This window comes from Spiroplasma corruscae, from assembly GCF_002237575.1.
Classification (GTDB): Bacteria; Bacillota_I; Bacilli_A; order Mycoplasmatales; family Mycoplasmataceae; genus Spiroplasma_A; species Spiroplasma_A corruscae.
Genome location: NZ_CP022535.1, coordinates 134474 through 154248, shown reverse-complemented (window position 1 = coordinate 154248; position 19775 = coordinate 134474). Strand labels below are relative to the sequence as shown.

Annotated in this window: 18 protein-coding genes and 11 tRNA genes; 3 read left to right on the top strand and 26 right to left on the bottom strand. The window is 27.4% G+C overall.

The window, feature by feature from the left end; translation table 4 throughout:
- Nucleotides 1–64: 64 nt before the first annotated feature.
- Both SCORR_RS00765 and coaD read right to left on the bottom strand, forming a co-directional pair.
- Complete coding sequence (locus SCORR_RS00765) at nucleotides 65–1318, bottom strand: Pr6Pr family membrane protein (protein WP_094048173.1); 1254 nt, start codon at nucleotides 1316–1318, stop codon at nucleotides 65–67.
- A gap of 26 nt (nucleotides 1319–1344) precedes the next feature.
- On the bottom strand, nucleotides 1345–1788 hold the full coding sequence (gene coaD / locus SCORR_RS00760; protein ID WP_094048171.1) for a pantetheine-phosphate adenylyltransferase: 444 nt from the start codon (nucleotides 1786–1788) through the stop codon (nucleotides 1345–1347).
- Between the two features lie 68 nt (nucleotides 1789–1856).
- On the opposite strand from coaD, the gene SCORR_RS00755 reads away from it, so the two are divergent.
- Nucleotides 1857–2597 carry a type III pantothenate kinase gene (locus tag SCORR_RS00755; RefSeq protein WP_157705306.1) on the top strand — a complete coding sequence of 247 codons (741 nt, stop codon included), beginning with the start codon at nucleotides 1857–1859 and terminating at the stop codon, nucleotides 2595–2597.
- A gap of 44 nt (nucleotides 2598–2641) precedes the next feature.
- Here SCORR_RS00755 and SCORR_RS00750 read toward each other — a convergent pair whose 3' ends face one another.
- The 8 genes from SCORR_RS00750 to SCORR_RS00715 all read right to left on the bottom strand — a co-directional run bounded on the left by SCORR_RS00750 (nucleotide 2642) and on the right by SCORR_RS00715 (nucleotide 8245).
- Nucleotides 2642–3598, bottom strand: a complete 957-nt coding sequence (locus SCORR_RS00750) for an L-lactate dehydrogenase (protein WP_094048167.1) — start codon at nucleotides 3596–3598, stop codon at nucleotides 2642–2644.
- A 120-nt stretch (nucleotides 3599–3718) separates the two neighbouring features.
- Nucleotides 3719–4126, bottom strand: coding sequence for a 30S ribosomal protein S9 (gene rpsI, locus SCORR_RS00745; RefSeq protein ID WP_094048165.1), 408 nt, complete (start codon nucleotides 4124–4126; stop codon nucleotides 3719–3721).
- Nucleotides 4126–4581, bottom strand: a complete 456-nt coding sequence (rplM, locus tag SCORR_RS00740) for a 50S ribosomal protein L13 (protein WP_094048163.1) — start codon at nucleotides 4579–4581, stop codon at nucleotides 4126–4128. Before rplM ends, rpsI begins: the two co-directional genes overlap by 1 nt.
- A gap of 132 nt (nucleotides 4582–4713) precedes the next feature.
- A tRNA-Ile gene (locus SCORR_RS00735) sits at nucleotides 4714–4790 on the bottom strand.
- A gap of 158 nt (nucleotides 4791–4948) precedes the next feature.
- Nucleotides 4949–5365 carry a DDE-type integrase/transposase/recombinase gene (locus SCORR_RS00730; RefSeq protein ID WP_157705304.1) on the bottom strand — a complete coding sequence of 139 codons (417 nt, stop codon included), beginning with the start codon at nucleotides 5363–5365 and terminating at the stop codon, nucleotides 4949–4951.
- 115 nt (nucleotides 5366–5480) lie between these two features.
- Nucleotides 5481–5696, bottom strand: a complete 216-nt coding sequence (locus tag SCORR_RS00725; RefSeq protein ID WP_094048159.1) for a hypothetical protein — start codon at nucleotides 5694–5696, stop codon at nucleotides 5481–5483.
- A 532-nt stretch (nucleotides 5697–6228) separates the two neighbouring features.
- Nucleotides 6229–6582 carry a hypothetical protein gene (locus SCORR_RS00720; protein WP_094048157.1) on the bottom strand — a complete coding sequence of 118 codons (354 nt, stop codon included), beginning with the start codon at nucleotides 6580–6582 and terminating at the stop codon, nucleotides 6229–6231.
- A 205-nt stretch (nucleotides 6583–6787) separates the two neighbouring features.
- The gene (locus tag SCORR_RS00715; protein WP_094048155.1) at nucleotides 6788–8245 is read right to left on the bottom strand and encodes an NCS2 family permease; all 1458 of its coding nucleotides are present in this window, start codon (nucleotides 8243–8245) and stop codon (nucleotides 6788–6790) included.
- Between the two features lie 257 nt (nucleotides 8246–8502).
- On the opposite strand from SCORR_RS00715, the gene SCORR_RS05505 reads away from it, so the two are divergent.
- Both SCORR_RS05505 and SCORR_RS05555 read left to right on the top strand, forming a co-directional pair.
- A complete protein-coding gene (locus tag SCORR_RS05505; protein ID WP_157705302.1) occupies nucleotides 8503–10494 on the top strand; it encodes an ABC transporter ATP-binding protein in 1992 nt (663 codons plus the stop codon).
- A 281-nt stretch (nucleotides 10495–10775) separates the two neighbouring features.
- Nucleotides 10776–10898: a hypothetical protein gene (locus tag SCORR_RS05555; protein ID WP_281251255.1), complete on the top strand. Its 123-nt coding sequence runs from the start codon at nucleotides 10776–10778 to the stop codon at nucleotides 10896–10898.
- 208 nt (nucleotides 10899–11106) lie between these two features.
- Here the strand turns inward: SCORR_RS05555 and SCORR_RS00700 are convergent.
- The 16 genes from SCORR_RS00700 to SCORR_RS00625 form a co-directional block, all read right to left on the bottom strand.
- Nucleotides 11107–11182: transfer RNA gene (locus SCORR_RS00700), tRNA-Phe, on the bottom strand.
- A 3-nt stretch (nucleotides 11183–11185) separates the two neighbouring features.
- Nucleotides 11186–11262, bottom strand: a tRNA-Asp gene (locus SCORR_RS00695).
- Nucleotides 11263–11266: 4 nt separating this feature from the next.
- A tRNA-Met gene (locus SCORR_RS00690) sits at nucleotides 11267–11342 on the bottom strand.
- Nucleotides 11343–11353: 11 nt separating this feature from the next.
- Nucleotides 11354–11446 (bottom strand) — tRNA-Ser (locus SCORR_RS00685).
- Between the two features lie 49 nt (nucleotides 11447–11495).
- A tRNA-Ile gene (locus SCORR_RS00680) sits at nucleotides 11496–11572 on the bottom strand.
- A 12-nt stretch (nucleotides 11573–11584) separates the two neighbouring features.
- Nucleotides 11585–11661: transfer RNA gene (locus SCORR_RS00675), tRNA-Met, on the bottom strand.
- A 5-nt stretch (nucleotides 11662–11666) separates the two neighbouring features.
- Nucleotides 11667–11742 (bottom strand) — tRNA-Ala (locus tag SCORR_RS00670).
- Nucleotides 11743–11757: 15 nt separating this feature from the next.
- Nucleotides 11758–11834: transfer RNA gene (locus SCORR_RS00665), tRNA-Pro, on the bottom strand.
- A gap of 53 nt (nucleotides 11835–11887) precedes the next feature.
- Nucleotides 11888–11964 (bottom strand) — tRNA-Arg (locus SCORR_RS00660).
- A 200-nt stretch (nucleotides 11965–12164) separates the two neighbouring features.
- Nucleotides 12165–12239 (bottom strand) — tRNA-Cys (locus tag SCORR_RS00655).
- 57 nt (nucleotides 12240–12296) lie between these two features.
- Nucleotides 12297–15476 (bottom strand): spermidine/putrescine ABC transporter permease/substrate-binding protein, encoded by a 3180-nt coding sequence (gene potCD / locus SCORR_RS00650; protein WP_094048151.1) that lies wholly within the window; start codon nucleotides 15474–15476, stop codon nucleotides 12297–12299.
- Nucleotides 15443–16450 carry a spermidine/putrescine ABC transporter permease gene (gene potB / locus SCORR_RS00645; protein WP_094048149.1) on the bottom strand — a complete coding sequence of 336 codons (1008 nt, stop codon included), beginning with the start codon at nucleotides 16448–16450 and terminating at the stop codon, nucleotides 15443–15445. Before potB ends, potCD begins: the two co-directional genes overlap by 34 nt.
- Entirely contained in the window at nucleotides 16443–17501 is a 1059-nt protein-coding gene (gene potA, locus SCORR_RS00640; RefSeq protein WP_094048147.1) for a spermidine/putrescine ABC transporter ATP-binding protein, read from the bottom strand. Before potA ends, potB begins: the two co-directional genes overlap by 8 nt.
- 274 nt (nucleotides 17502–17775) lie before the next feature.
- The gene (locus SCORR_RS00635) at nucleotides 17776–18588 is read right to left on the bottom strand and encodes a Cof-type HAD-IIB family hydrolase (protein ID WP_094048145.1); all 813 of its coding nucleotides are present in this window, start codon (nucleotides 18586–18588) and stop codon (nucleotides 17776–17778) included.
- Nucleotides 18589–18591: 3 nt separating this feature from the next.
- A complete protein-coding gene (gene trxA, locus SCORR_RS00630) occupies nucleotides 18592–18900 on the bottom strand; it encodes a thioredoxin (RefSeq protein ID WP_211279181.1) in 309 nt (102 codons plus the stop codon).
- Nucleotides 18901–18902: 2 nt separating this feature from the next.
- Nucleotides 18903–19751, bottom strand: a complete 849-nt coding sequence (locus SCORR_RS00625; protein ID WP_094048143.1) for an HAD-IIB family hydrolase — start codon at nucleotides 19749–19751, stop codon at nucleotides 18903–18905.
- Between the last annotated feature and the right edge of the window lie 24 nt (nucleotides 19752–19775).

The window sequence follows — 19775 nt, the reverse complement described above, 5'->3', positions numbered from 1 at the left end:
CCTCGATTACTTTTATAGGCACAATAAAAATATAAAAAATAAAGGTTAAGTCTTACCTCTATCACTAATCATTTATAGACCTTGTTAATATTATACCTTTTTTTACAAGTTTTTTAAACCTCTCAGCCTCTCTTAAATTTTCTTTTATAAATCCTCTATCTTTGTAACTAACATTTTGTAACAGTGATTTTACATACTTTTTATACTCAATCTTATCTTGATTTAATTTCTTTTTGTAATTAACTAAAAGTTCCTTTTCAAGATTTATCAAAGTTATATTCTTTTGAATCAAAATATTTTTTTCTTCTTTTGGTAATCCGCTTATAAATTTTTTAAACATCATTGTTTTAGTTTTGTTTGTAAAAATCATTATTCTTAAATCGTTTAACACTTGTTTTCTTTGTTGTTTTCGTTTAGCGATTCTAATACTGTGTTCTTTTTTTGTTATTAAATTTCCATTTATATCATGCCAATTATAAAACTTTATATTATTAATTTTTAAATATAGGAATTGAAGAGCTACCACAAGTGCAGCTACACAAAAAATACCTGCTGAGAAATAAAATATTATTAACCATAATGGCTGATTAAGATTAGAACTATAAGTTTCTCCGTTTGCAGATAAACTATATCTATTTAAATTTAAAAATCAGTATGGGTATCACATTTGTTGGTCATATTTAATTGATTTGTCTATTACACCATTCTGATCTGTTCAAAGATTATTTCAAATTCAATTATTATTATCACTATAAATATTATTAAAAAACTCAGGAGAGTACATTCTAAACCTTAACTTCCCTCTGATTAAAATAAATAATAAATATAACATTGGGTATGCACAGGTAATTGGGAAATTAAATTTTAGATGTTTTTTATTAGAAAAATATATATCTCCACAAGATATAACAAAATAATAAATCATAATAATCGGTATTATCAAATGTAAAATAACTGTGGATATTCAATTTGGAATAGTTGTTGAGCTTTGTTCTGATGATCCAACTATACCCACTCAAAAAACAATCATTGTTAGAGTAATATATACCGTTACAGCTAACTCTGCTCCAAAGTTCAATCTTGTATTATAAATTTGTTTTATTAAAATTGCTATCACTAGATAACAAACCACTATGTAATTTGATTGTGTAGTGAAGTAAGAAAAGTAAATGTCCATTCTTTCGTATGCTGGAATCCCATAAAAATTTTTATTTGGGTCATACATTTGTAATAATGCATCAAAGATTAAAAAAATTATTAAAGATATTAATATAATTAATTTTATAGAGAATTCTAAATTTTTATTACTTATTTTCATAAATTATTACCCATAATGTTAAGACTTTATTTTGTGTTCTTATAAAATTCTATTTCTTTTATTATTGATGAGGATAGTTTTCTTTGTTCCATATCTGAAACAATAAGAATTGTTTCAATATCAGTATTCAATGTTCTATTAGCATCAATATATTCAATTTCATTTTTAAAAGTTTCTAAGTCTCTTACCCCTCTTATTATAAAGTTTGCACTAATTTGTTTAGCAAAATCAATAGTTAATAGCTTATCGTTAATAACAATCTCAAAATTGCTAAGCTCTTTAGTCATTTGTTTAATTTTAGCAACTCTTGACTCTAAGTCAGGACTTTTATTTTTATTTATATTTTTTGTAATTACAATGTAAACAAAATCAAACAACTTTAATGCTTTAGTTAGTACATTTAAATGACCATTATGAAAAGGGTCAAAACTCCCTGGATATATTGCTGTTTTTTTTACATTATTTATCATGTTTTTATTTTATATTTTTTTTTAAAAAAAAACATAATTATGGTAATATTTTTGAAAAAGGGGTTTATATGAAAGTTTTATTTATTGATGTAGGTAATACGACTGTTGATTTTAGAACATACAATAATGAAATATTTAAGAAACTTATTAGACCTTTAACAAATGATGAGTATTATAAAAATTTGCATAACCTTGATGAATACTTTATAAAAGAGAGTGTTGATTTTAATAAAATCATCTTTTCTTCTGTTGTTCCAGAATGAACAGGAATAATAATAGATTTATGTAAGTTAAGAAACATTGATTACATTGATATAAAGTATAGTGCTCCTCATAATTATAAAAATTTTAAAGTAGATAAATTTGAAGTATTAGGATCAGATTTTATTGCAAATTATTATGCTACAACTAAAAAGTATAATTTCCAAGATTGTATTGTAATATCAATGGGAACAGCAACTACAATATCATTAATTCAAAATAATATATTTTTAGGAACTGTTATTGCTCCAGGTTTAAAAACGTCACTTGACGGACTAATAAGTAAAGCTGCTTTACTAAAAAATTTTGAATACGAAAAATCTAATTTACTTATTGGAACAAATACAATTGATGCAATATCTATTGGTGTTTATAATATGCATTATATTATGATAAAAAACTATATAAAAACTTTAATGAAAAATTACGATATTAATAATGTAATTATTACTGGAGGTTATTCTCAAAATTTTGAAAAAGATATAGTCGAAGATAATTTTATTTATGATGAGGAACTAATTTTTAAAGGATTATTAAACTTTATATAAAAAAATCCATTATTAAATAATGGATTTTAACTTTGCTTATTCAATTATTCTTTAATAGCTTCTTCAGCAGTTTTAAATGTTTCTTTAATTGTATTTGCTGATTTCACTAATTTTTCTAATTCATCTTTTGATAATTCTCAATCAAGGATATTAGTAATTCCATTAGTTCCTAATGAACAAGGTACACTTACATAAGTGTCAGTAATTCCATATTGTCCTTCTAAATAAGCCCCTACCATAAGCATCTTATTTTCGTTTTTAAGTATTGATTTAACAATTCTACACAAACAAGCACCTATCCCATAGAATGTTGCACGTTTTTTTTCAATAATTTTATATGCCATATGAACTGCATCATCTTTTAATTTATCAAGTTCTTCTTGAGTAATTTTTTTCTCATCAATATATTGTTTCATTGATTTACCCATAATAGTTGCCTTACTTCATAATGCAACTGATGAATCACCATGTTCCCCAGCTAGTACAGTGTTTACTTCTTTAGTATTTACATCAAATTTTTCTGAAATTAATCTTTTTAATCTTGATGAATCTAAAGTTGTTCCTGATGATATTACTGAACGTGATGGGAATCCTGTAACTACTCTATATACATTTGTCAAAACATCAACTGGATTGGAAGCTATTACTGTAACTCCATTAAATCCAGATTTTTTTACTTCTAATGCAATGCTTTTCATAATTTTTGCATTATCTGCAACCATTTCTAATCTAGTTTCTCCTGGTTTTTGAGGTCTACCTGCTGTAATAACAATAACATCAGCATCTTTACAATCTTTATAATCACCAGCTTTTACACTGTGGAAATAATGTGGTACAACTGCTTGAGTATCGTGTAAATCAAGTTCATTACCTTCTGCTAAATCCTTGAAAACATCTATCAATACGTAATCTTCTGCAACACCTTGGTTAATTGCACAATATATAAAACTGGTTCCAACTGCTCCGCAACCAATCAATACTATTTTTTTACTTTTTATCATATAATTGAATCTCCTTTTTGTTATTATATACCTATTCAAATAAATGTATATAAAAAATGCCTTAATTGGCATTTAAACATTAATATTATTAATTTAATTAATAAATTTATATTAATATTACTAACGTTTTGAAAATTGTGGTGCACGACGTGCTCCATAAAGTCCATATTTTTTACGTTCTTTAACACGTGCATCTCTTGTTAGTAACCCTTTTGATCTTAAATCAGCTTTGTAATCTTTACTTGCTTCTAATAAAGCTCTTGAAATACCCAATCTAGCAGCACCTGCTTGACCTGTGAATCCTCCGCCTTTTACTTTTACAGTAATCATAAAGTCTTCTTTAGTTCCTGTTGCAACAAGTGGTTGTTCCATATCTTGTACAAGTGTTGGATATGGAAAAAATTCAAGTGCAGGTTTTCCATTAACAATTATTCCAGCATTACCTGGAGTAAGTACAACTTGAGCTACTGAAGATTTTCTTCTCCCTGTACCTCTATAATTAATTGTTGTTTTCTTAGTTGTAGCCATTAATTGTTAACTCCTTTTTTTGTTTCAATTACAAGTACTTCTGGTTGTTGAGCTTCGTGAGGGTGTTTTGATCCAGCATAGACATGCAATGCACGATATTGATTAGATCCTTGAACTGTTTTAGGTAACATTAGTCTTACAGCTCTTTCCACAATTCTTTCAGGGAAAAGCTTTCTTTGAGTTTGAACATTTCTTACTTTTAGTCCACCTGGGTGGAATGAGTGAAAATAATAATTCTTATCACTTTCTTTTTTTCCTGATAAAATAACTTTCTCAGCGTTAATAACAATAACATGATCTCCATTATTAATATGTGGTGTAAAACTTGGTTTATGTTTACCTCTTAAAATTTTTGCAATTTGAGTTGATAAACGTCCTAATGTTTGTTCACTAGCATCTACTACATATCATTTTTTGGCAATGTCAGCTGTTTTAATAAGTGTAGTTTGTTTCATGCGCTTTTTCTCCTTCGCTTCCGGGGCTTGTGAGTAAGCATATATATTATATATTATTTAAATATAAAGTTTCAATCTCTTATAAAAAATATTTAAAATAAAAAAATCGCATAAGCGATTTGTATTCCTTAATGGTCGGAACAAGTGGACTTGAACCACCGACCTCACCCTTATCAGGGGTGCGCTCTAACCAGCTGAGCTATGCTCCGATTTCTTTTTACAAATGAAAACAATAAGATTATAATCAAAAAAAATAAAAGTATCAACTATTTTTAACATATTTAGTATAATTTTTATTAAACTATGCTGTAACCTTTTTCCGGACACATTTATTTTATAACTTTATTCTCTTTTCGTTATAAAATTCTTAGTATAAATTAAAATTATATATATATTCTTCAATTGATTTATATTTTTTATTCTCTATTATAGCTTCTCTTTTTAATACGCTTCAAAAGCCTTCTATATAACCATTATCAGTTGATCTACCAACTCTAGACATGCTTATATTTAAGTCAAAATTCATTAGTATTAATTTATATGTATAGGATTTAAACTCTGAACTATTATCAGAGTGAATAACGCTATTTGGTTTAAAAACTCCAAACTCATCAACCATTTTTAAAAATGATTCAACAACAAGTGATATACCTTTTGATGTCTTTGTAATTAATCCATAAATTTTTTTCTGCTTAATATTATAAAAACCACAAGTGTAAAGTCTTGATTTATTAATGACTTTTTCTGATATGTCATCACTAAAAACATCTCCATATTTTTTCAAATCTGCGTTTGTTTTTATTAATCTCTCATATTTACCAACTTTTTCTATGTGATTTGTTGTTTTCTTTGGAGTTTTGTAATTATTTACTTTAAAATTTAAAATATCATATATCTTCTTATTTTTTATGAGAGCATATATTGTTTAAATCAATCGCTAATCTTCTTGAACCATATGTTTTCCCAGAATCAATAAAACTTTTTTCAATATTTGATAGTAATTCATAATCTATATGTTTAAACTTTGGTTTTTTATTTTTAATTCAATCATAATAAGTTAATTTACCTAGTTTTATTATTTTGCAAAGTTTTCTTATTGTTATTTCATTGTTCAAAATTTTTTATTGTATGCAACAGTGCATTCATATATGCAAAGTTGTCACTTATTTACTTTTTTTTATTTATTAACCTTCTTAAATCCGAATACATTTAATCTCTTAATTCTTGATCTTTAAGTTGTTTTTTTTAACTGTTTATTTTCTTTTTGTAAGCTTTTAAGCTTTTCTTCTAAATGTGTTTTTGAATTATCAAAAGCTTATTCTCCAAATAAATTTTAGTTTTTAACTCAATTTCTTAAACTAATTGATGATAGTTTATAACTTTTTGAGAAATTTTCGTATTTAAATTACTTTCTAAAAATAATTTACATATTTTTATTTTTTCTTCTTTAGTGTATCTTTTCATAAAAAAACCTCTTTCCTTATAATTTTATAATCTTATTTAGATTAATTTTAAATTATCTCCAGAAAAAGGTTACACTACACTCATTTTTAATACTTTCCATCAATATGCTATTAAGTCTTTCGTTTCTTTTTTTATTGTTTACAAATTAATATTGCTAAATTATTGTCGATTAATATAAATTAATTATTTTTTTATATAATTAAATGTAAGTTCAGCAAAATTTTTAAAATCTGATTTTTCTGCTGGAATAAGTTTTGCTGATTTTGTAGTTAAATTTTCTAAATTTAGATAGTCAATATTTTTAGTGTATTGATTAGCATTACCATTATTTTTGTCAATAGCTTCTAAAATATCTTTTTTTGTTGGTAATTCATTTATTCCCTCAATATCTCCAAGTTCTTTGTTTTCTATGTTATTTAAATCATGGAAATAATCATTGGCAACATCATTATTATAAGTATTTCAACATGAAATAGTTTGTGAACTTGTTACAGTAGTTATGAAGCAAAACCCTAATATGCTTAATATTTTTCTCATTTTATTTACCTCATTCTAATTATAATATAAAAATAAGTTTAAAAGTGTTTTTTATAATCTTATTTAGATTAATTTTAAATTATGTTGGAAAAAGGTTACACTACAAATTTTTATTAAACAAACATAATAATTACTTATTAATATAATTATATCTTTTAAGGTACAAAAAAACATACTTTGAAAGTATGTTCAATAAAATTAGTAATTATATAAACGCATACGCTATAAAATATGCAATAAATACAACATCTAATAATCATACCAATATTGGTACTTTTTTACCTTGTTTAGTTGCTATACATCCAGCTGTATAAGCAAGCATACCAACTGCAATTCCATTTGCAATAGAATAAGTTGTTATCATGAATATAATAGAGAAAAATGCACCTAAACCAATTTCAGGTTTCTTCCACTCTATATCAGTAATTGATTTAATCATAATTGTTCCAATAAAAACGGTTGCAGCTCCACTAATGCATCCAGGAATCATTTTAAATAATGGAAATAACACAAGACTTAGTAAAAATAATAAAGATGTTATTATAGTTGAAAAACCTGTTCTAGAACCTTGAGAAATTCCTACACAACTTTCAACATATGCTGACATATGACTAACACCAAGTGCTGAACCAACAATTGTTGAACTAGCGTCTATAATTAGAGAGCTATTTGACAAATCATCATTTCTTTCTGTAATTTTATTTGTTTCAATATTTATAGTTTTTAAAGTACCAGTAGCATCAAAAAAGTTCAATATTACAAATATGAATACAGATACATACATAACTGGCTTATTTCAAATATTAACATTTCCAATTTCAGAATATGAGTTTTTTATATTATATCAAAATCCTGAAAAATCACTATAATGTCATCCATCTCACTTAGATACTCCAAATGCAGTACTTACAGCTATGTCGTCTACTGTATTAGCTAATATAATTGCAAAAATAAAGCCAACTAACATCATTATTGCGACTGGTGCAATAAATTTTTTAAAAAATAGTATTATTGATCCAAATAAAATAATCATACCTACGATTATCCCAATATAATTCTCTTTAAACTTGGATAAAGATGCTATTGGTATTCCATCTTTCGTTGCGAATCATCCAATGTTAGTAAGACCAACATAAGCTATAAAAAATCCAATTCCAACACCAAATGCTAAATGCATTGAATGTGGAATACATTTTATCAATAATGAACGTAGTTTAGTTATTGATATAACAGTAAATAATATTGAAGATATCATTGTAGCAATCAATGCTCCTTCATAACCAATGTTACCACTATTTGCAATATTAAATGTAAACATAGCATTTAGACCCATACTTGGAGCAACACCAACTGGTAAATTAGCAAATAATCCCATTAACAATGTACATATAAATGATGATATTGCTGTTGCAACGAATACTCCACCATAACTCATTTTATCTCCGTTAATACCATCTGCACCACTTAATATTGTTGGTTCTACTGATAATATATAAACCATTGCTAGGAAAGTGCTTAGCCCTCCTATTATTTCTTTTTTAAAAGTTGCTTTCAAAGAATCAAACTTAAAATACCTCGGAATAAAGCTTCTTTTGCTATTATTAACAATTTCATCTTTTGTTCTTTCGATATTGAAGTCATCATTTTTCTTTAATTTCTTCATTCTACCTCCAAAGAAAATAAACTTAGCATTAAAATATGCTAAGTCTTTTATATTGTAATTAATAGAAGTTTTAATTAATATTCTAGAGTGCTTATAGTGTTGAATAGGTCCAACGTAGAAACACTTACCCTTTATGTAAGCATATAAAAGCAACTACTAACTACTAACTTATTATAATATATTTATTTTGAATTTACTTTAAAACTTGCTAATTTAAAAAAGCAAAAGGTTTATAATAATTGTTATAGGAGGTTAATATGGAAAATAACTCTTTTAAAACTAAAGATAACTTGGCAAAGCACCTATTTACCGCATTGAAAAGACGATGAATACTTTCAAGTATTTTGTTTACATTAACATTAATAATGGCAGTAACGCTTGTCGCAAATATTGAAGCTATTAAATATATTACTTCATTGCTAGTGGCTAAAAGTGTTTTAGATTCAACAGATGATCCTGATAAATTATTAGATATATTAAAAAAACAAATTGACCCAAAGGATTGGTCGTTAATAGAAGGTTATTTAAAGGACTTTATTGCTAATAAACTTGATAAAAAACAATTAGTTAACGATATGATTCATGGATTTTTTTATGATTATGTTGAATATGATGGTAGCGAAGTTATTGTTATTATCGCTGGTTTAAATAACCTGAGGTTATCGTTATTTGATTTAGCATTTTTTATGATTGGGGATATTTTAGTAGTTGTAGCTATATCTTATGCTTCATTTATTATCTCATCATACATTAGCGAATCATACGAGACCTACTTAAAAAGAGAACTTATGAATAGATTAATTGACCAAGACATAAATTTTTTCAACAAAAATAAGGTTGGTCAAATAGCAAATGTGCTAGTCAAAGATATTCATATGATAAGCAAGAACGTAAAAGAAGGACCTTTTATATATTCATTATCAGTATCTTCTATTCTTCTTTGCGCAATAGAGATGTTTATACTAAACTGAAAACTTGCCCTTTCGGTATTTGGTTTGTTATTTATATGTGGGGTACTTGTAGTAATATTTGCATTCGCAACAAATATATTTACAAAAAGAATTGAAGGTTTTGCTAAGGATATTGATCATAAAACAAGTGAAAAAATATATAGTATTAGGCTTATCAAATCATCAGGTTCATTCGATATGGAGAAAGAACATTATAAAAAAGATACAAAAAAAGTAGAGAAAAAAAATAAATCAAAAAGCTATTTATCTGAAATTCCTTCAACAATTATTTTAGGAGGTATAGGTTCTTTTGCAATGGCTTCTGTTATCTTTGGTGTATTTTTATTTTATGATAACTCACAAACCTTGATTAGTATAATATCAGCATTTACAACAGGTGTTGTTGTTATGACATTACCATTATTACAATTAAGACAGGTAATATATGATGTACCATCATGTAAAATAGCTGCAGATAATATTAGTTTTATACTTGAACAGGATATTGAAATAAATAAACACGAACCACAATTATTTGAAGAACAATTTAAAGTTGCTAAATTAAAAAAAATTGGATTCTCTTACCCAGAAAGTGAGAAAGTTTTGTTTAAAAACTTAGATATTTCATTTGAAAAAGGAAAAAGGTACGCCTTTGTAGGACCTACAGGAAGTGGAAAATCTACAATCGCAAAATTAATGTTAAGATTCTATGACCCAACAATGGGAGAAATTATAATTAATGAAAAGTATAATCTTAAGAGTTTAAATCTAAAGTCTTGATTAGATAAGGTAGGTTATGTTGATCAGGAACCACAAATATTAAGCGGCACTATATTGAATAATGTAAAATATGGACTTGAAAACATCTCAAAAGAACAAGTGATAGATGCTTGTAAAAAGGCGAAACTTCACTCTTTAATTGAAAGTTGACCTGATGGTTATGACACAATTTTATTTGAAAGAGGAAGTCAATTATCAGGAGGACAAAAACAAAGATTAGTTATTGCTAGACTAATATTAAAAGATCCAGAAATTTTAATACTTGATGAAGCAACTAGTGCATTAGATAATATAGTAGAAAGAGAAATTCAAACTGAGCTTGAGAAACTAATGGTTAATAGAACTACTATTTCGATTGCTCATAGACTATCAACAATTAAAAACTTTGATGTGATATATGTTATTGAGCCTGGTGTTGGAATCATTCAACAAGGGACATATGATGAGTTAATAAAAGTAGAAGGTCTATTTAAGTCTTTATATAATGCTAATGAACAAAATAAAAAAAGTAACGGTTAAATACAGTTACTTTTTTTGTTTCTATTTTTACAACTAATTGCATATAAACTCTTCTTATATATAAGAAATACTTTAATAAATAATTATTAATTAATTCTCTTAACTTATACTCAATTTTAAAAATGTAATAAAAGTAAAACTTAAACTTTGCAAATGATAAATACCTTTTTAAAATTATTTTTAATACTGTAACTAAGTTTAATAATATAAAAAACAAAGGTGATAGTACATATAAAGCATTTAGTAATGAATCATATAATTCTTTTGTATGGAGCATCTTTATGCTAAAACCATATTCAATTAATATTTTTTTACAAGAAATTATTATATTAAAAATAGTTACTAATATTGATAATAATGATATTATTAGAAAATATATTCCGAACGAATATAACAATTCATAATCATATGAATAAAAAAATGACAAATTTAATATAGCTGATATAATAACCAATCCTATAAACAGTTTGTTTTTTTGAAAGTATATTGTATTTGTAAGTATATCTCTTGTAGTTCTTCACATAATAATTTATTTTACACTAATTATTGTGAATTGCAAAATTAAGTTTTATTAATAAAAAAAAGCACTTTAAAGTGCAAAGATTCTTTTAATGGTGGTTTCGGACGGAATTGAACCGCCGACACGTTGAGCTTCAGTCAACTGCTCTACCAACTGAGCTACGAAACCAAATGGCGACCCCAACGGGACTCGAACCCGTGATCTCCTCCGTGACAGGGAGGCGCGATAACCAACTTCGCTATGGGGCCATAATGGTTGCGGGGGCAGGACTTGAACCTACGACCTTCGGGTTATGAGCCCGACGAGCTACCAACTGCTCCACCCCGCGATATGAAATAATGGCGGAAGATGAGGGATTCGAACCCCCGCTCGGGTTTCCCCGACTCTCGGTTTTCAAGACCGACCCCTTCAGCCAGACTTGGGTAATCTTCCAGAAATAAATTTCAATCACAGACCTATAGCGTGTATCTAGAGTCATATGTGGTGGACCTTATTGGACTCGAACCAATGACCATCCGGTTATGAGCCGGATGCTCTAACCAACTGAGCTAAAGGTCCAAAAAATATATATGGTAGCGGGGAAGAGACTTGAACTCTTGACCTCCCGGGTATGAGCCGAGCGCTCTAACCAGCTGAGCTACCCCGCCATATATGGTGGACCCGAACGGGATCGAACCGTCGACCCCCTGCGTGCAAGGCAGGTGCTCTCCCAGCTGAGCTACGGGCCCATATAAAAAATATAATGGTCGGGAAGACAGGATTCGAACCTGCGACCCTTCGGTCCCAAACCGAATGCTCTACCAAGCTGAGCCACTTCCCGATGATGTGAATATTACAATAAATAATATATACTATAATATTCGGTTTCTCTAATGGCGCGCCTTAAGGGACTCGAACCCCTAACCTTTTGATCCGTAGTCAAACGATCTATCCAATTGATCTAAAGGCGCATATAAAACAAAACCAAATTAATTATAATATAATATTATGATTTTTTTCAACTAATTTAAAATTGACAATTATTATTATAGCAATTTTTTTTTAATAATGAAACTTTTTTAAAACTTTTTTAAATATTATTAAATATATTTTTAAATTATCAATAACTTAGACAAACAAAAAGAACACTTTAGTGTTCTTGTCTTCTTAATGGAGGTACCAGTCGGAGTCGAACCGACGATCAGGGAGTTGCAGTCCCATGCCTTAGCCTCTTGGCTATGGTACCATTACAAAAATGATTATACAAAAATATAATCATTTATTAAATAAATTTTTAAATTTATTAATGTTTTGTAGATATTATTTGATTAAATTTATCTACTAAATAATTATCCATTTTTTCATCAAAACCAAATGGTTGAGCACCATCTACTTCTGGATGGAATCACTCACTTCAAGGATCTTCTCCTTCATTGGCAATTTGCTCATTGACATCACCCATAATTGTAGCAGCGGTTGCTTCTTCGGCTTGTCTCATTTGTATATCATATGTATACATAAAATTAATAAATTTATAAGTTAATTCTAAATTTCTGTTATCTTTACTAATAACTAGGTTGTCACTTCAAACATTAGTTCCCTCTTTAAAATTTCTTGGGTCTTTATTATCTCCAGGGTGTTCGTATTGTGGAGTACCAGAAAGTGTTGTATAAACTCAAGAGTTTTCTTCTTCAGATTCATCACTACCACTAGTATCAGTATCATTGTTTGAATCATCAGTTGGTGTAGTATCTTCGTCCTCAGCATCTTCTGACTCATAATCAGGAGCAGTTGCTCACAATAAATCTCCATTATAAATAACGGCTATGTCATAATTTTTAGCATGTACTGCATCCATTATATTATCTCCATATAAACCAACGTTATTGTAACTCAGTAGTTTTTGTACTTCATTTGCTGCAGCATCAATTCATTCTTGTTTTTGTGCCGATGATAGTTTTATAGAATCACCATTAGCATCAACTTGACCATATAATCTTTCAAATGCATACATGAATACATTTTTAGGGTCCTCATTTAATTTTAGGTCGAATCCTTCTTTGGCTGCATCTCATAGTATATCTCAAGATAGATTTTTAGTATTTAATTTTCATTCAAATGGATTATCACCTAATGATGACTTTTCATCTTTACTCTCTTTTATAAATAAATCGTGTTTATCCATAAATTCAATTAATTCTTGTCTTGGTTGTTGATCATCTGTCCCAATATTAAATGCCAATCTAACATCACCTCAGAATCAGTTTATTGAATAGTCAAATAAGCTTTGTACATCATTACCTGAACCAATTACAGTTTTTCTTAAAACTGTTACTAGATCTTTATCAATATCATATGGTTTTTCTACATTTTCTTGATTTTCAATTGAGTCAAATTGACAAACACCTTTAGGGACTATTCCTTCTATTCCATTCTCTCCAACAACTCCATTTGGTAGATTTATTGTTTTTATACAGTTATAATCTATTTTTTGCAATTTATCTTCTTCTGCAAGTTTCTTAACCATATACTCACTAGGAACCATCGCATCATAGTTAAATGTATATATTTTATTATATAAACTTTCGTTTGAATCATATTGCTGGTAGTTAATTCTAACTCCTTCTTTTTTTTCAAACTCTTCAATAACACCAGGGGCAATATAACTTCCTCAGTTTCCTATTACTAAATCATATACATTATTTAATGCATACGCGGTAGTAAGTAATGAAAAGGCGGCTAAAACCGATGTTGACATTAAAACTTTTTTTCAGTTTCTTTTTACCCATACATTGTTTTTTACATTAACTGTTTCAGAAATATTTGAAGGAAAGTACTTCTCTTTTTTATCTAATATTTTACTTAAAAGTTTTTCTAACTTAGTGTCATTATTTTGAATAAGTGAAGTATACTTGGCAATCTCTTTTTGAGTTAGATTATGTTTTTTATCTTTAAGATAAGAAACCATTTCTTTATTGCTAGAGTTTTTAATTAGACTTTTGTCTAAATTATGACCAAACGGTACAACTCTTTTTACTTTTCTTTTAAATATTTGTAACTCTTCATACTTATTAATAAGTTTTTGTTCTTGTTTTGTTTTTAAGTCACTTAGCTTATCAATAGTTTGTTTTAACTTGTACTTATTTTTACCTTCTTTTAAAATATTAATTTGCACTTCTAAATCTTTAATTTTGTTATTATATCAAGAAACTAATTTTTCATTCGGTTCTTTTTCATTTGATAAATCTGTTTTCAATATCTTAATATCATTTTGTAATTCAATTATATCTTGTTCAGATTTTAGTTTTCTTTCATTGATCAAATCTACTTTTGATTGATACTTTTGTATTTTTTTATCTAAACTACTTAATATCAAATCTAAGTTTTTAACTTTTTTCAAATTTGTTTTTTGTTTTAAAATAGCCTTTTTATTTTCTAATCTTTCAAGAATAGATAAGGCTCTTGAATCATCATTAATTTTTTCAACAAGAAGTTCTTTTTTTCATTCTAATTTACTTATTTTTGAGTCTAAACTTTTGTTACTTAATCTTTTATATTCCATTTGTAAAAACTTATATTTTAATCATAACAATGGATTAAGACTTAAAAATATTTTTGATTCAGTTTCAATACATTTTTTGTAATATATAATACGTTTTTCAATTGAGCTTATATCTTTTAATCTATAAGTACCTTTTTTAAGTTTTTGTTTATTTTCTTTAATGCTTTGTAAAGTAATCTGTATTGCATTTCATACTAATATGATAAATACAATAGTAACCACCAAAATAGTCCCAAATGCATTTATGTAAGGGGTTATTTTTTTAGCAGTGTATATGAAAGTTGAAACGTTTGTTTGATCACCACCAGTGAAATATGAAATAATAAAATCATCAAAACTCATCGCAAAACATATTGCAGTGGCAGTGATTATTGATGGTAATAATATTGGTAAAATAACTTTAAAGAAAGTTTGTTTAGAGCTTGCGCCAAGATCATTAGAAGCATCTACCAAGTTTTTATCAATTCTATTCATAAATGGTAAAACAGTTACTATAACATAAGGTATGTTAAATGATATATGTGCTGCAATCAAAGTTACTATACCAAACTTTATTCCAGCTAGAACAAATATTATCATTAAACTAACTGCGGTAATTACATCTGCATTTACTAATGGTATGTTTGCAATTCTTACTCATCTATTTGCAGTTTTTCTCTTTATTCTACTTAGTCCATAACAAGCCATAACACCAACAATAATTGATATTATTGTTGAAATCATCGCAACAAATAATGATACTGTAATTGATTTAATAAATGGTGAATAGTTAATTAAATATTCATATCATTTAAAACTAAAACCTGTAAAATCATCTACATTTTTACCATTATTAAATGATAAAAAGATCATTGTGGCAATTGGTATATAAATGAAAAGCATTATTATTAAGAAATAACAGGATTTGAAGAACTTTTTCATTTTTTAGACCCCCTTACTTCGAATTTGTTAGATATTAATTTCATAATACCCATTATTAACAATAATAAAACAGCTAAAACAACAGCTATAGTAGCTCCATAACCAAAGTCGGTACCTCTAAAAAAGTAATTTTCAATTATGTTAGTAATTAAATTTATTTTTCCATCACCCATGTATCTAACAACCAATAAAGATGTTGCAGCTTGAACTATTACTAATGTGAATCCTGCAAAAACTCCTGGTAATGATGCACGAAAAGTTGTGTGGAAGAATGCTTTAAGTTTACTTGCCTTTAAATCAAGTGCTGCATAGTAATATATGCTGTCTTGGTTTTCTAATCCATTATATATTGGAGCAATAGCAAAGGGTAAGAACATATATATCATTCCAATTACAATAGCAAAAGGTGTTCCAACTGAAGATACTGAGATTATCATAAAAACACTTCTCAAACCTAGTACTTTTAATATCATTGATATTCAAATTGGAAGTGTTGCTAATACTCACATATTTTTAGCTAATAGTTTGTTTTTTAATTGTGACATTATTAATGCGATTGGGTAAGCCATCATTACAGTTAGAATAGCTGCCACAAATGCATATAAAAGTGATAATCCTAAAACTATCATTATTGATTCTGTTGTTATTAGTTGTATGAAATTTCTTAAACTAAAAGAAAATTTTACACTATCTCCTGTTGGATCAACAATAGAAAAAATAATTATTCCGACTAATGGAAGTATAACCAATATACTCATAACAACAATAAATGGTAATAACACTGGTCAAACCTTTTTTTTCATAGATTGAACAATCTTAAAATTACCAATTTTATCTTTTAAACTTCTTTTTGTTGATTCAGGTTCTTTATTTGAATACTCCATTTCAATGTTTTCAATCTCATTAAGTTCATTTTCTAATTCCAGATTTTGATTTTTTATACTTGTATCATTGCTTGTTAAATTATTATTCATCTACTTCTTTTCACATAACGTGTAAGTCATCAGGTAATCATTTAACTGATACAGGTTTATCAAAGTCATGGAATTGAGTTGTGTGAGATTTATACATTCTATTTAAACATTTAATAGTAATCTCGTAATGTACTCCTTTAAAAATAATATTTTCTACTACTCCGTCAAAGTATCCTTTACCAGGTTCATCAATTAAAATGTCTTCTGGCCTAATTACTATATCTATGTTTTTTTGATGATCTCCGAATCCTTTATCTGTACATTCAAATTCCTTATCATCAAACTTTACTTTTAAGTCTTTTACAAATTCTCCATCTTCAATTATGTTTGAAGAACCTATAAATTTTGCCACTCATCTGTTTTCTGGTTCATTATATATTTGTTGAGGTGTTCCAATTTGTTGAATTGCACCATCATTAATTACAACAATTCTATCACTTAAAGTTAGAGCCTCTTCTTGATCATGAGTCACTAAAATAAAAGTAATTCCAACTTCTTCTTGTAAATCTTTTAATTCATCTTGCATTCTTTTCCTTAAATGAACATCTAGTGCTGACATTGGTTCATCTAGCAAAAGAATTCTTGGTTTTAAAATAAGAGCTCTTGCAATTGCTACCCTTTGTTTTTGACCACCACTTAATTCATGAACCCTTTTATTTTCAAGACCTTCTAAAGAGAACTTTTTTATATAATGAGAAACTTCTTTTGTAACAAGATCTTCTTTGGTCTTTTTAATTCTTAAACCATATGCGATATTGTCATAAACATCATAATGAGGGAATAGTGCGTAGTTTTGGAAGATTGTGTTAATTTGTCTTTTGTTACTTGGAATTGGTGTTAGATCTTTACCTTCAAAAAGGATTTGACCTGTTTCTTGTTTTTCACGACCTCCAATAATATTTAAAGTAGTAGACTTACCACAACCTGAAGGACCAAGTAAAGTAATAAACTCACCTTCTTTAACGTTAAAACTCACACCTTTTAAAACAACTTTACCATCGTAACTTTTAGTCAAATCACGAATTTCCAAAATATTTTTTTTGTCTTTCATAGTGTATCTCCTCTAATATTAAATTTTCTCGCGTAATTTTTATAATCATTACGCCATTAGGGAGAGCATTTCAGTTTCTAGTAATATTTCATGTCATTCGACACGAGTTATGACAACGTCAAATCATTCAGCGATTAAATATTGATTTATATTTATTACTTCTTTTAATTTCATTGCAATAACTCCCTTCAAATGACTTTTTTACTTGATTAATAATATACTAAAACTAAAAAATATACAATAATTTAATCTACAAAGTTTTGTGATTAATTTATTATATATTTTTATTTATGAAGTGAGCGACTCCATCTTCAGTATTTTTAAGGGTTTTATAACTTGCATTCTTAGCAACTTCTTCGTGTGCATTGCCCATGGCAACTCCATACTTACATCAACCTAGTAATTCTTTATCGTTATCCCCATCTCCAAAAAACATAATATTATCTTTACTTATATTTTCTAACTCAGCAATTTTTTTTACTGCGTATGCTTTATTGACTCCTTTAGGACTAATTTCTATTCTTTTTGACGCGTCACTATAGCTTCAGTCATAAATTCTAAACTTTCTTTCTCTTAATATTTTTTTTAATTTAGAAATTGATTTACTTTTGCCATTTGCTAATATTTTGAAAGCTATATTTTTTGTATCTTTTTTAAAGACCACAGATTTTCTATTAGCTATTTTATTAAGGAACATAGTGAAAAAACTTCTTTTAATTACATGAGCTGTTTTTTCTTGTTTATCATAACTCCAACAATTTAATTTTAGTTTTTTTGCTTCATTGTATATTCATTGGAATTCTTCTACAGTAAATACTTTTTCTTCAATTATATCAATACTTTTTTTTTCATTATATTTATATAAGCCAGCACCATTTAAACATATGACATAATCTTGATTTATATCAGATAAAATAGTTTCGGCTATTTTTTTTGTACGATAAAAATGTCTACCCGTAGCTAAACATATTTTAACATTCTTGCTTCTGGCCATTTGTAACGCTTCTAATGTTTTAGAAGTAACTTCATGTCCTTTCCCCAAAATTGTACCATCAATATCCATAACAATAAGTTTAATGTCTTTCATATACTATTTAATGAAATCTAATAAAACATCTCTCGACATAAACCCAGTATTTTGTTTTGCTAAGTTACCATCCTTGAATGATATTACAGTTGGAATTGATCTTACACCGTATTGATTAGCTAATTCTGAAGCTTCATCAACATTAACTTTTACAAATTGTGTATCTACAACTTCTCCTGAAACTTGTTCAAATATTGGAGCAAGCATTTTACAAGGTCCGCATCAATCTGCAAAAAAGTCTACAACAACTGATTTGTTATTTTTTAGTAAGTTATCCAATTCTTCAATTGATTTTACGTGTTTAATATCCATAATTATTTCTCCTTTAAAATATTATTTTCTATAAATTCTGCAACACCATCATCATTGTTGCTTTTAGAAACAAATATTGCTAAATCCTTTAACTCCTTGATTGAATTTTCAAGTGCTATTGGATATTCAACAGCTTTTAATAATGGGATATCATTGAAACTATCTCCAAAAGCAAAAGTTGTTGTATTTTCTTTTGAAAGTCCTAAATAATTTAAAACTTCTCCAACTACAGAGCCTTTATTAACACCTTTGTTTGCCAATTCATAAACTCTATTTGTATATTTTATCATATCTAAATCATTTCTTAGGAAATCAAATTCATTTAAAAATTCGCCAATATGATTTTTTGCATATTCTTCATTCAAAACCATTGTCATATGGGATACTGGTTTGGTTATTTGTTCCACTTTTGATATTATTTCATAATTAACTTTCATTACGTCTGCTCAATAACTTGAATTATGACCATAACCATAAACATAACAAGTGTCACCTGCGAAATAGTGAACTTTAAATTCCCCTATTTTGCCATAAGTTTTATAAAATATTTTTTCCAATATACTTTTATCAATGAATTTGTTAACTAAATAATTATTTGTTTTAAAATCAAATACTTGGCTTCCATTATTAGCAACCGCTATTCCTTTAAATTTGTCTATACTAAGATATATTGCTTGTTGATTAATTGCATCTTTTGTAATTCTTGCTGTTACAGGTATAAACATTATATTTTTTTTATACAGCTTCTCAACCACTTTTACTAGTCTATCGCTAAACTTGTGATTATCTAGAAGAGCAGTCCCATCTAAATCAGAGAATACTATTACATTTTCCTTAAAATTTAATTCCATTTGATCATTACCTCTTTCGATAAA